This window comes from Desulfoluna sp., from assembly GCF_030145185.1.
Taxonomy (GTDB): domain Bacteria; phylum Desulfobacterota; class Desulfobacteria; order Desulfobacterales; family Desulfolunaceae; genus Desulfoluna.
In genome coordinates, this window is the sequence record NZ_JAQYWB010000069.1 from 17230 (window position 1) to 30738 (window position 13509).

Annotated in this window: 8 protein-coding genes; 1 reads left to right on the plus strand and 7 read right to left on the minus strand. The window is 50.5% G+C overall.

Annotation, left to right across the window (positions count from 1 at the left end; all coding sequences use genetic code 11):
• Positions 1-1277 precede the first annotated feature (1277 nt).
• From Q1Q75_RS18340 to Q1Q75_RS18365, 6 genes are all read right to left on the minus strand, one after another.
• A complete protein-coding gene (locus tag Q1Q75_RS18340) occupies positions 1278-1838 on the minus strand; it encodes a class I SAM-dependent methyltransferase (RefSeq protein ID WP_300673647.1) in 561 nt (186 codons plus the stop codon).
• A 523-nt stretch (positions 1839-2361) separates the two neighbouring features.
• Positions 2362-2832: a MarR family transcriptional regulator gene (locus Q1Q75_RS18345; protein ID WP_300673649.1), complete on the minus strand. Its 471-nt coding sequence runs from the start codon at positions 2830-2832 to the stop codon at positions 2362-2364.
• 990 nt (positions 2833-3822) lie between these two features.
• Entirely contained in the window at positions 3823-4260 is a 438-nt protein-coding gene (locus tag Q1Q75_RS18350; RefSeq protein ID WP_300673651.1) for a hypothetical protein, read from the minus strand.
• 73 nt (positions 4261-4333) lie between these two features.
• Entirely contained in the window at positions 4334-5692 is a 1359-nt protein-coding gene (locus Q1Q75_RS18355; RefSeq protein ID WP_300673653.1) for a TolC family protein, read from the minus strand.
• Positions 5693-5709: 17 nt separating this feature from the next.
• On the minus strand, positions 5710-8778 hold the full coding sequence (locus Q1Q75_RS18360; protein WP_300673654.1) for an efflux RND transporter permease subunit: 3069 nt from the start codon (positions 8776-8778) through the stop codon (positions 5710-5712).
• The gene (locus tag Q1Q75_RS18365) at positions 8775-9734 is read right to left on the minus strand and encodes an efflux RND transporter periplasmic adaptor subunit (protein WP_300673656.1); all 960 of its coding nucleotides are present in this window, start codon (positions 9732-9734) and stop codon (positions 8775-8777) included. The genes Q1Q75_RS18360 and Q1Q75_RS18365 overlap by 4 nt, the downstream gene beginning before the upstream one ends.
• Before the next feature lie 797 nt (positions 9735-10531).
• Here Q1Q75_RS18365 and Q1Q75_RS18370 point away from each other — a divergent pair.
• A complete protein-coding gene (locus Q1Q75_RS18370; protein WP_300673657.1) occupies positions 10532-12448 on the plus strand; it encodes a DUF362 domain-containing protein in 1917 nt (638 codons plus the stop codon).
• Positions 12449-12641: 193 nt separating this feature from the next.
• Here Q1Q75_RS18370 and Q1Q75_RS18375 read toward each other — a convergent pair whose 3' ends face one another.
• Positions 12642-13130 (minus strand): hypothetical protein, encoded by a 489-nt coding sequence (locus Q1Q75_RS18375; RefSeq protein ID WP_300673658.1) that lies wholly within the window; start codon positions 13128-13130, stop codon positions 12642-12644.
• Positions 13131-13509 lie beyond the last annotated feature (379 nt).

Consider the following 13509-nt stretch of genomic DNA (forward strand, 5'->3'; position numbering starts at 1 on the left):
CCTGTTGCGATATCTTTCCAGTATTATAGGATTGATGGCCATTGAAGACGACCTCTATGCTTTGTTTACTACCAAGTAAAGAGGGCCGGTTGAGGGTTGGGTTCTGTGGGCTGGGCTGTTGTTGGGGTTGGCGTGAGCCCCGTTGGCGGGAAATGAACCTATGCCGTGGATGCCGTGAGACCCCGTAGGATGGGCAAAGGTAATGCCGTGCCCATCTGGCGTTGTGGTACTCGGTCCTGCTGGGGACCGATGATAGGTTCTCGGTGTTCTTGTAATTTTCATCGGTGCGGTTATCCCGAGGGCCAGATGGGCACGCTTCGCGCTTTGCCCATCCTACGTGCCTTCGTTGTTCGGGGGGTGATGATGGTGATGGCGGTGTTGGTGTGAGAACTGTAAGCGTATGGGGCCTGTCCCTGTTTTTTTCCATTTCTATCCTATTTTTCAGCGGTGCTGTTTTTCGGGCGCGCCGTGCTCCGTCGCGGCATTTATGCGATATCGCTGGGAGGGGGGCATTCGTTGAAATATGATGGCGGATGCGGGATAAGTTTTAGCTTTTACCGGGGAGAACCGGGGCCAAGCCCCCGGCAAAAAAAGCCGCGACGGAGCACGGCGCACCCAGGGAGATACTGCGGTTCCTCTACGACGCCGTTGGCAAAGCCCGCCGGGGGCTTTTCATGAACTGAATAGTTCCTTATTTTATAAAGGGCCTGTCGCCTGTCCCCTCATTTTGTCATAGGATTGATGGCCATTGAAGACGACCTCTATGCTTTGTTTACTACCAAGTAAAGAGGGCCGGTTGAGGGTTGGGTTCTGTGGGCTGGGCTGTTGTTGGGGTTGGCGTGAGCCCCGTTGGCGGGAAAAGAATCTTATGCCGTGGGTGCCGTGAGACCCCGTAGGCGTTGGGGTACTCGGTCCTGCTGGGGAATGATGATAGGCTCTCGGTGTTCTTGTAATTTTCATCGGTGCGGTTATCCCGACGGCCAGATGGGCACGCTTCGCGCTTTGCCCATCCTACGTGCCTTCGTGGTGCGGGCGGTGACAGTGCGCTCCGGTTCCGCTTGCATTGGATTAATCTACGATCCATGACCGGCAGAGGGTTCGCCTGGTGAACGCTTGGGCCTTTTTGCGTCCAGGAGCGCCGCATTCCGGTGCGGCATGGATAACGACGACTAAAGAGCCGCACCGGAGTGCGGCGCTCCATTTCCGGCCATTTTTTAATGCAGATCATTATTAGTTAAGGTATAGGTGCTAAACAAGACGGCCCAAAAAAAGGCCGTTTAAGCGGGCTTTTCAAACACCACCCCGAGTGTCCGCCGAATCTCCAGGGTCTTCATGACACGGAACCCGCAGGTTTCAGCGATGACGACTTCCCGGTCAAAGGTTGCTTGGGAAACGTGTCCGGCAGGTTCGGCGAGCAGAAGTCGTCCGCCTGGCTTCAACTCCTGAAAGATTTCGGTAAAGAGAAGGCTGGCGTCTGGAACTTCGTGGACCACGGCCGATGCCAGAATGAAATCATAGGGTTGTCCGGGGGTCGCAAGGTGAAGGGATGTCCGGGAACAAATCCGGTAATCCATTACGTTGTTTACCCTCGCCTTGACGGCACGTTTTTTTAGCTTTTTGAGCATCCTCTCCTGGATATCCACACAGACCACTTGACCGGTGTCGCCCACAAGCTCTGCCATGGGGATGGAAAAAAATCCCATGGCACAGCCGATGTCGCCCACCCTCATGCCGGGTTTCACGTACGGGGTCAAAAGGTGTTCTGGATTCTGAAGTTTTTTCCGCAATGGATTTAAGAGAAGGTAACCGACCCAGACGGGGCATACGCTTTCGTTCATGACGGCCTCACTTGGTAACAGGGATTAAGGTTTAGATGCTAAACTTTTACCCGAAAGGTATAGGACCTAAACAAAGCTGTCAATAAATTTTGGGGACCATTCAGCATCATTCTGTCTCTGGCGGGGCTTTTTTTAAAAAAATTTTGCAAAACCGCTTCAGCCCGTAGGGTGCGGCTCCCGCACCGTTCAACGTCACGCAAACCGCCAACCCGTCTCAACACGTATCACAAAATACGGCGTTGACGGTTTATCGGACGTTAAGCGATGCGCACGGTGCACCCACATTTCATATCGACATGGTGACCAAAGGATAGACCCTTTAAACGTTTGGCTCCCGACAGGACCGTCGGCATGATAAGCGCGTGGCGCAGGGGTGAAACTCACAGGGTGCGGGGTTTCAAACTTGGAGGCAGAGCCTCCGGGAAGCATTACCAGGCGGAGCCTGGGAACGAAAAAAAGTGGCTTCACCACCCTTGTCGCCGGAGGCTTTTTCTATGGCTGAATAGTGACGATAAACGCAGAATTATTCGTCGAGGACCTGATCGCAGAATTGGTCGATGGCTTTGAAAACCTCGGTCATAAAGGCCATCTTTTCCTCATCGGCCTGTTCGACGAGGTCGAGGAGGTGGGGGTTAATGCGGGCGTGGAATTTTTTGTGGGCGTCATGGGCAACTTTGCCGGTGGGGGAGAGTTTGAGCAGGACCTCCCGGTCCGATTTTTCGTCTTTCATCCGAATCACCATCTCTTTATCCACAAGCTTTCGGATGACTTGGGAGACGGCACCCTTGGTGACCCCCTGAAGGGCTGCGAGATCGGTCATATTGATACCGGCGTTCTTGCCGATGGCCTCGATGGTATGGATTTCCGAGGGGTAGAGAAGAGTCTCCGTCCCGAAATATCGAGGGGTTTGCTCAATCCGCTTCATCTTGTTGAAGATCTTATGAAACAAAAAATCGACGGAGGCAAATTTGATGTGGAAGGTCTCGTCATTCATGGCGTGAATGTATAGTCTCTAAACCGTTTTGTCAATGCGAGGGGAGGGGGGCACGCAAACCCATTTTCGATAAGGTGTCACCTTTCTGATTCTACCGTTGTGGCCCTTATCGCTGCATTAAAAAATAAATAGAAGCGGTGGTTTTCCATCATGCATCTGCTTCTTGTTTGTGCCGACGGATCGTCTATAAAGCAAAGGGCAATTTAACCACGAACCACACGAAAACCGCGAACAGGGTAGCACTCAGCTGTCCCAAAAAGAAGTTGAATTTTGGATTTTTTTCGTGTTTTTCGTGGCTCATAAATTATTTGGCAACTATTCAGCTTATGCCTTCGGCGGCCCTGACGGGGGCTAAACTTTTGCCTGATTTTATAAAGACGGGTTTAACAAACAGGTCTTAAAAATATATTTCAGATTTACGTCGACCCCAATGCGGATGTGATTTGACCCGACAAGCGAGTCGTCTTCTCCTGCGTCTTCGCCGTGACATGGGGACAAAGCGCATTCGCAAGTAGCTTTCAAGGTGGCACGCCTTGCCGCCGGAGGCTGCTTTTCATGAGCTGAATAGTTACAGGTATTTTTGCCCAACCCAGATATTTCACGAGTTGAGTAAATGTCCTGTCGCCTGTCCCCTCATTTTCTCTCATTTCTCATTTTCTCATGATAGGTTCTCGGTGTTCTTGTAATTTTCATCGGTGCGGTTATCCCGACGGCCAGATGGGCACGCTTCGCGCTTTGCCCATCCTACGGGCCTTCGTTGTGTGGGCGGTGATGATGGTGATGGCGGTGTTGGTGTGAGAACTGTAAGCGTATGGGGCCTGTCCCTGTTTTTTCCCATTTCTACCCTATTTTTCAGCAGTGCTGTTTTTCGGGCGCACCCAGGGAAATACTGCTGTTCCTCTACGACGCCGTTGGCAAAGCCCAGCGAGAACCTGCTTTCAAGGTGGCACACCTTGCCGCCGGAGGCTTTTTTTTGTTGTGACCGAATCGTCACATCATTTTTTCAACAAAGGTTCTCACGTATCGAACACTCGACAAGATGAGCGCCAAACCCACACCGATATAGATAACCGCTAAATAGTGTTTCGGAAATGAGGAGTGGCGAAGTACGGCTCCCATCGTCACCATCACAGGAATAATCAGATAACTTTTCCAGGACATAAAGGCGAATAAGCAGCGTTTTTCCGTCATCAAATGGATTCGTTGTAAATTTTTATCCACGATCTTTAAAAATCCAAAATGGTGAGCCAGCAATGCGATGATCACTCCCGCTCCTGCAAACAGAAGCGCGCTTTTCGTGTCTGTCGCAGACAGCCATATAAAAGCCAAATGCAAGAGCATGATCCCCACGGAGATCCAAACCATCCCGGCCAGAAAGAAGAGCAGATGATTGGTTGCCGCCGGTTTATTTTTGTCTGTTTTTTTCATACTCCGTCCTGTCTTCTGCCCGGTGCAGGCCTTCATGCATACCGTCGAATCGTATTCGCCATCAAGGATGGCGTCACCTTGTTACTGTCGGGTAACTGCCGGAAAGTTTGGCCAGGTTCACCCGGATGAGCCTGTTGGAAAGTGTGGCGGCAAAGAGATCGGCTTCGGCTTTTGCGAGTTCCGCTGCGGCCTCAAGTTTTGCCGTGTTGAGCCGAAGGCCGGTATCATCCAGATCGGAAGCAATTTTCAAGGCATCTTTCCTGAATTCGACCACCTGCGTTGCAAGATCTATCATCTGGTTGCTGTATTGTAAATTCGTGTATTCTTTTTTTATGTCCCTTCGGACCTCATTTTTGATTCTCTTATAATTTTTCTGGGCCTGATGACGAAGGGCTTTTCTCTGGCCAAGAACGGAGCTTTTTTGTCCGAAATCAAAAAGCGTCCAACTCAGGGAGACCCCGACCACCCCGACATGGTTTTTGATAACGTGAAAATCGTTCTCATAATTATAAAGGGCATAAAGGTTCATATCGGGCAGGTACTCTTTTTTGGCGGCATCCACGGCAAGGCCTGCTTTTTTTAATGTCAGATCGGCAATGACCAGTTCATGACTCTGGGAAAGCGCATGGCTGTCATACTGGGCAAGGGTTTGTGTTTTAACGGACGCCTCCAGAGTGTCATCAAGGAGTACCCCGGCGTCTAAGGGGCGCCCGGTCAGGTCGTTTAGCATGTACGATAAATTGGCGATCCTGTTTTCAAGGGAGAGAAGGTCCTGGCTCCGGTTCAGCAGTCCGGCTTTGAGGCCGCTGATCTTAAGGGGGAGGGCGACCCCAGACGCGAAAGCGTTTTCTGCATCGGACAGCTGGGCTTCCTCAAGTTTTATCCGAAGCTCGGCTTCTTTTTTCTGGCGTCCGGCAATGAGGATTCCATAATACACCTTCTTCACGGCGTATTGTATGTCCCCCCTTGTCTTATCTCGTTCTTCCCTCGCAATGTTTACATCGGTGTCAGCAATGTCCACACCGGAATTGATTTTAAGAATCTGTGTGATCGGTTGGACCACCATGGCGGTCAGATTCATAAAGGACGCGTCATGGCCCTTTAAGGGGATGCCGGAGGGCGGTATCATGGGACTCAGATTGCTTGGCAGGGCAGATGCGATGGTTCCAGCGCTCAGTGTGTAGTCCAAGGGGTTGGTCGCACGACCGCCGGTGCCGAGTGCCATCAGCCTGGGATAGTAATGGCTGCGCATCTCTTTGAGTCTCTGTTGCTTTTCCCGAACCTGGGAATTTTTTATTTCCAACCCCGTGTTTTTTATAAGGGCTTGCTCGATGGCCTGGTTCAGGGTCAGCGTCTCTGCCCCAAGTGCGGGCGCGGTGTGAATCCCGGCACAAAAGACCAGGAACAATGACAGTTTGATTAGCTTATTCATTCGTTGGTTCATTTTATTTATCGACCTTCATGAGCCGTACCCATCAGCAGGGCATAGATCACTGGGATGATGATTAGAGTCATGACCATGGAAAAAATCACTCCCACTGAAAAGACACTGGCAAGCGGCGCCCAAAGGGGAGATCCAGACACGATCATCGGTGTGACGCCCACCGCCGCGGCCATGGAGGTCAAAAAGATGGGTCGGAGCCTTCTGGAGCCCGCATGCATGGCGGCGTCCCTCGGGTTCATCTCCTCTTTGAGGACCAGCTCATCGGCATAGTCCACAAGAATAATGGAGTTTCGGATGACGATCCCCACGAGGCTGGTTAACCCCACAAAGGCCGTAAAGCCAAAGGGGTTGTCCGTAATGATCAGGCCAAGAATGGCACCAAAAAGCGTCAGGGGGATCGCGAGCATGACGATAAATGGCTCTCGAGAGTTTTTAAACTGGAAGAGAAGGATAAGATAAATAAGGACCACGCTGACAACCAGCGCCGCAGCCATCTGGCTGAAGGTCGAGACCTTTCCTTCGTATTCACCGCCATACTCGATGCGGTATCCAGGGGGGAGTTCGAGGGCGTCGATGGCCGGCCGTATTTTTTTCAGGACGGTTGAAGGCAGGACCCCTTCATGGGTAAAGGACCGGACGGTCAGGGTCCTGACGCCGTTTCTGTGAGCGATTTGCCCTGTCTGCCAGGTGGGTTGAAGACCGGCCACCTCTCTGATGGGGATGCTGCGGCGGGTCACCGGCGAGACGATTTCCATGTTTTTGAGGTCATCAAAATCTTTGCGGGCGTCTTTCTCAAGACGAAGGATGATGTCGATACTGTCTTCCCCCTCCAGCATGGAGGAGACGGGAAGCCCGGAGAACCCGGCAGCGACCTGACCGGCAATGATACCGCTGGTAAAACCCAGCTTGTTTGCGATGGTGTCATCGATATTAAGATGTACATAATAGCTGTCGTAACAATCGGTATGGACCAGCTTGCTTCCCTCGGTCCCTTTGATAAGGGTGGTGATCTTGCGGGCAATCTCTTTCAGCTGTTCTGTCTCATATCCTGTGATGCGTACTTCCAGGGGAGCGTCAACCGGAATTCCCTGCTGGAACCCCATCATGTTGACCCTGCCGCCCGGAACCAGCTCATCGGCCCGTCTCTGGTATTTTCGGATGATGTCGTTTACCGCCTCAACCGAGACGGTATTGACAAGAAGCAGCCCGTAGCTTTCGCGGGGAAATTTCGGGGCAAAGCTGTAATACACCCGGGGGGGGCTGGTACCGACAAAGGAGGCAAAATCTTTAATTTGGCTGTCCCCGGAGAGGAGGGCCTCAATTTTTTTAACCGCCGCATCGGTGACCTCAAGTTTTGTATCCCGGGCCATGTTGATCTCGATGACAAACTGGGCGCGTTCTGCAGGGGGGAAAAACTTCTGTCTGGCATCCAGCAGCAGGAGGCAGCCGGCTGCCACCACGATCACAGCGAAAATAACCGTCATGGCAGGATGGTTGAACGCTGTAGAGATTGTTTTGTCGTAAATTTTCTGGATGAGATCGAGCAGATTAAAACGTTTTTTTTGATTCTCATCTTTTTTCAGCCCTTTCTTTATAAAGGTATGGCAGAGCAGCGGAGTAATCAGCATGGCCACGGCAAAGGAGGAGAGAAGGGCGATGAGCACGGTGATGGGAAGGGCGTAGATAAAGTCACCCACGGAGCCTTCGAGAAAAAAGAGAAGGGGCAAAAAAGCGGTCACGATGGCAAGGGTTGCCGTCAAAACCGGAACAAAGAGTTCCGAGGCGCTTTTCCATGCGGCATCCCATGTCGTCTCCCCCGAGTCCAGTTTTTCAACATAGTTGTCGGCAATGACAATGGCATCGTCCACCACCATGCCGAGGACCACAATCAGGGAGGCAAGGGACACTTCATGAAGCTCGATTCCGATCAGATTCAGCAGGGTGAATGTCACGGCGATGGTGATGGGAATGGCCATGGCAGCGATGGATGCGACCCGGATGGGGAGCAGCAGAACGGTGACGAGGATCACCGCACCAACGGCGATAAAAAACTCCCGAATAAAATTGCCAATGCTTTCGGACACCACTTCGGGCTGATTGTTGATGGTTGTAAAATGGATATCGGACGGAAAGCGTTCGATGCATTCGGCAAGTTTTGTCTGAATCCTCTGTCCGAAGGTCACAATATTGTAACCCGGCTGCATCTGCAGAGAGAGGATGAGGGTGTTGCTCTCTTTCCCGTTGATCCGAATTTTGGATTTCGGGTCCTTCATCTTCCGCTCGACCTTGGCCACGTCGCGGACACGGAGAAAATTACCCTGGGGAGAGACAAAAATCTGCTGATTCTTCACCTGTTCAACCGAATTGTACAGCCCTGAGGCATGGATGGGGAGGCTGGAGAGTTCGGTGTCGATGTTTCCGGAAAAACTGACAGCGTTCTGTGTTTTTAAGACCGTCATCAGCTGCGCGAGGGAGAGCCCGTATTTTGACAAGGCCTGTGAATCCGCAGAGACACTGATCTGCTCCTCCTGAAAGCCGGAAATATTGATTCGGCCCGTGCCCTTGACGGTCCGTAAGGCATCGCCCACTTTTTCCAGGTAGGCTTTGAGTTCGCTGTAACTTCGTTTGTCGGATTCTATGGCGATGAGCAGCGCGACGGTATCCCCGAAGTCGGAATCGACCACCGGCCCGATCACGCTCTCAGGAAGTTTTCGTTTCTTAAACTGAGACAGGCTCAGCCGGAGTTTGGACCAGAAGCCTTCGGTGTCCTTAACCCATTCATGCAGGGCCACGGTGATCACCACGTATCCGTCTTTGGTCTTCGAGGTGGTCTTTTCCTGATTTATTTCCCCGTAGGTGAAGAGCTGTCTCTCCAGTTTTCGGGTGAGCTGGTTTTCAACCTGCAGCGTGGTGGCTCCGGGATAAAAGGCAACCACGAGGCCTTTGTATACCGTTATTTTAGGCGTGGCTCTCCTGGGCATTGTCAGGAGTGCCTCGGCCCCTAAAATCAGAATGAGGATACTGATAACGGTGATAATATGACTGTTTTTCAGAGATGATTTGATGATATTCATGGTCGGTCACTGTCCCTGTTTGTCATGACAGTCATTCCGTCGGTCAGTTTTTCCTGCCCCGCGGTCACAACCAGATCTTCCAGGCTCAAACCGGTCTCCACCATGACGTCAGACCCTGAAAAGGAAGACAGGGTGATTCTCTTTTTGGAAACCGTTCGGGATTGGGGGTCAACCACAAAAACATGGAGCAGATTGTCCGGGGCTCTTAACACCGCTGCGCCGGGGATGGTAAGCGTTGTGACCTTTTTCCCAATATCTATCTTTGACAGGGCGATCATTCCGGCCCGCAGAATATGGTCTGGGTTTAAGACCTTGATTTTTACATTAAACGTCCGGGTAAGGGGATCGGCCACGGGGGCAATCTGGGTGACGGTTCCGGTAAAGTTACCCGTCGCAAGGGCCGGAACGGTGACCCGGGCCTTCTGCCCTACCTGTATCAGGTCAATTTCTGATTCAGGCACTGCCATGCGGGCCTCGACGATGGATGTACAGACCACGGTAAAACACGGATCTCCCTGGTCCACAACCTCTCCTGCTTCAACCCTTTTTTTGGAAACGAAGCCAGACACCGGCGAGGTGAGGATGGTGTCGGACACCTTTTTTTTATAGATCTGGTAATTCGCCTCGGCTTCGGCTCTGCCGGCAACGATCTTGCTGTAGTCGTTGGGGGTGAGGCTTCCCTTTTTATGGAGCCGTGTCAACCGGTCATATTCAGATTGTATCTCCGTGTATTTGGCTTCAGCAATCTGCAGGCCGCTTTTGTAGTCCGTGGGATCAAGGCGGGCCATGACCTCTCCTTTCTCCACAAATTTTCCTACCTGGACGGTGACCTCTTGGATCTTTCCCGCCACGAGAAATCCTAAGTTTACGGTTTTATCGGGGTGTATGGAGCCGCTCACCGAGATGAGCCGGTCGGTTTCCACTCGTTTCACCTGGGTTGTCGTCACCGTTTTCACGTGATTTTTTCCGTCAGGTGTCTCTTTTAAGCACCCAGCAAATGCCACAAGGCAAAGCAGCGTGAGAAGGGGCCACAAGAGAGGCTGCCTGCGATTTATTTTTATGATCTTCTTGTTCATAGCTTGTTTTCCGTGATGTAAAAGAGTCGATCTATTGGGCTGACATGGTAAAATGATATTAAAATCAGTCGTAAACCGGACAACCTGGGGGGCATGTTCTAAAAAAAACCCGCAGAGTATACGCTTAATACTATATTTTGCAAGCTTTAGAATGATTTAAATATAGGCATAATACCGATACAGTCCCACCCCTTGAGGAACCTTTAGTGCTTGTCCTTGGGGGGCAGGAGGCAGGTTTACACCTCTTGGAACTCGTAACCCCGCGGCTCTCAAGTCGAGGGCTGCGGAATGGGTACGGCACAATTTTAGACATCTTTGGTTGGGTGATTTTATCTCGGGAGAGGTACGACGGGGGCTATATGCATTTTGCCTGTCTCCTGGATTCCTATTGAGAACTTGTGTATGATGCATGCGATTTGAGATATTTTACTGTTTTGTTTGAAATCATTGTACTTCGTTTAGCCGCTGAATCAGGTGTTTTGCTGGTTACAAAGTCTTCAAAAGGCAGGTACATATAAGAACAGCGTTCCGGTTGGAACAGCCTGTGGCGGCGGCCCGGTGTTCCGGACGCCAAGAATATTAAGATAGACCCGCAAAACAATGAATGGCCGTAAATCCAGCAGAAGGCGTCAACAATCATCTTATTGGTTCGGCCAGGAAATGAGAGATGGAGTCACGTGAACAGACGAAAATTTTTAAAAATTGTTTCTGGAATCACCGTGGGGAGTGTTCCTTTTGTTTGGCGCGCCCTGCCGGATCATCTGTTACCCGATGCCATGTCAGGCGCCACCTATCTCGACACAGACACGGTGACCCGAGATAATTTCGGTAATTTTGATGTAAAAGATATCCTCGCCTATCAAAAAAAAATGATCGGAAAGGATATCGATAAGCCGGTTTATCTGGAGCAGTCCGTGGACCCTTTTTCAGCGGGGTATGCCTTGATGAAAAAGTTATCCCCGGCATTGCACAAGGACCTGTCCGTTTTAATCAAACCCAATATCGGAGGGTTTGCCTGGTTTAAAGGGGGAGCCGACAATGGTGTGCTGGGGCGTGTCACGGATATCCGATTTGTGGATGGGATTATAAGCTATCTTACGGAGCAGGGGGTCTCTCAGATCTTAATTGCAGAGGGGTGGGGGATTTCAGATCCCAAAGATTTTGAAAAACTCTGCAGAATCGCCGGCTATGAAAAACTGGCGGCAAAATATCCCCAGGCACGAGTGGTCGATTTGAACTATTACAACGGAGAAGGACCCAATGACGATGAGTGTGTCCCCGTTCAGGTTCCCATGCCAGATGCCGAGGAGCTTAAAACAGGGCTGGTGGTTCCTAAAGTATATCTTGAACACCTTGTAAGCGGCCTCGTCATCAATGTCCCTAAATTAAAAACGCACCGTTTTCCCTTTGTCTCGGCGGGAATGAAAAATTTAATGGGGGTGATCGGTTTTGATGGCCCGGGATTGTATCATCAGAAAAAATGGAAAATGCATGCGGAGCTGACCCCTTATCTAAAAAAACGCGAGTCTCTGACGAAAACAGAGCAGCGGATCGCCTATGCGGACATTCTGGCAAAATTCTCCGCCCGCCTCTGTGATATCTATGGCATTCTTCATCCTCATATCACCTTGATTGACGGGATTCTTGCCGCCGAAGGGGATGGATTTAACCGGTTGTCATCCGTGCCGTTGTGCACCGCCGTGGGAAGCTACAATACCCTGTTTGCCGACGCGGTCGCCGCCAGGCTTTCCGGCTACTGGCTCAATGAAGCGTTGAGGCAGCAATCCGGGTTTCATTGCCCTCCCTATCTGCTCCGCGCAGCGGAAAAGTATACGAAGCGGGATCGCCACCTTGAGGGGATTCGTGTTATCGGCGAGGAGACCCTGCAGAGGAAGGATCTCCGCCTGGGCTTAATCGGATTGTCTGGGATCCATATCCCGGGGAATGCGAAAGATACCTTTCGCGGAGGGCACACGGTGACAGCCCGGTACATGGCGTCTGATCCCGTTGATATTCATGCGGAGATGCTGCAATGGCCCCTTGAGTCCACCTCATGGATCATGTCCGATTGGAAGGGGGGCTCTCTTCCCCCCGGTGTTGCGACCGGCTTTCGATGCCTTTATACAGAGCGGGAATTATGGGTCTTTTTTGTCGCGCATTACAGGTCGGTCGATAAAACGCATGCCTCAGCAGTGAAAAAGGAGGTTGTGGATCTATTCAAGCACGATGTGGTTGAGATTTTTATCGACCCCAGCCCGGATTCTCCCAAAACATATTTTGAATGGGAGTTAAATCCGGCAGCCGAACAACTGGACCTTTCAATCGACCTGAATCATAGAAAATACGATACGAAATGGGATTCGGATTGGAAAGGCCGCTCCTTTGTACACGACGAAAGAAACCTCTGGTACTCTGTGATGCGTCTCCCGTTTAGTCGCGTCGGCAGACCGAAAAAAGGGGACGTGTGGAAATCCAATTTTTTTCGTGTGGAGGGGAAAGGCAAAGATCGCCTCTACATGGCCTGGCAACCGACAGGAACGGACAAACCGGCGTTCCATCGACCGGATGCATTCGGGCAGCTGGTTTTTGCGTAAAGGATCGAGAGTCTGCTCCTTGTGAATGCAGGCTAAATCATCCCAATTGATTCATGATTATAAGAGCGGACGGAAAGAGTCGATCCTCGTTGCCGTCTTCTTCCGCAGTGTTCAAAACGGGGTATAATCATAAGGATTGATAGAACAACGGGCTCTGGGAAAGTGTCACTGTGCGGCAGACACCTTTTTACAGTTAGTAATCCACAAGGGCACGTTCGATGACCATCGAGGTATCGATGTTTGACGACCGAAAAAAACTTTCCACATCGACCCGATCTTTTTCGCCAGACTTCTGAAGATGAAAATTGAAATCCTGAAGTAGAGCGTAAAAGGAATCAAATATTGCTTTTTTCGAATGGAGACAAATTCGACAAACACGTTTAATTTGATGAAAATTAGCAAAATGTTGCATGACTATAAAAAAACATACGGCAGAAAGATAACGAGACCCTGGAAGCAGGGATAGGCCAGGATAGAATGTCATGACATTAATCTTGCCAGCATCATCGTCAAGGTTGACCGTTAAGGAGCAAGAAATATCCAGACCCGTTTTTTTTTGATAAACAAAATATTCGAGCTGAGGCCCGTCAATGCAGAAATTCATGCCATAACGTTCAAATAAATCAGGAAGATGAGATGTCATGAAAGTAGAGACCTCGGGGTGGGGAAGAAAGGCATTCATAGTTGGTCTCCAGTTGGATGAGCGGCGAAGAGATTACAAAAAAAAGCCCCACGCCGATCGGGTCAATTTTGTATACGCGCTATCAACCATGGTTTGCTGATCTTTGTCAATGGCTTTCATATTCTGATGGTTAAACTTATTTTAAATGGTAACTATTCAGCTCATGAACAGCAGCCTCGGGCTGCAAAAAGGTGAAGCCACTTAGCCCGGATATTTCATGAGAAAACAATCAGGGCTAAGGAATAATTATTAATTACAGTTCTTTACGGTAATATTTTCAGTCGTTTCAAAAATGCAAAATGTAATCCACGGTATTCTGTCTGATTTTCTCACCCTTCGGGCGAGCCGGGTGCACTCATCTGCCGCGTTATCAGAGCTT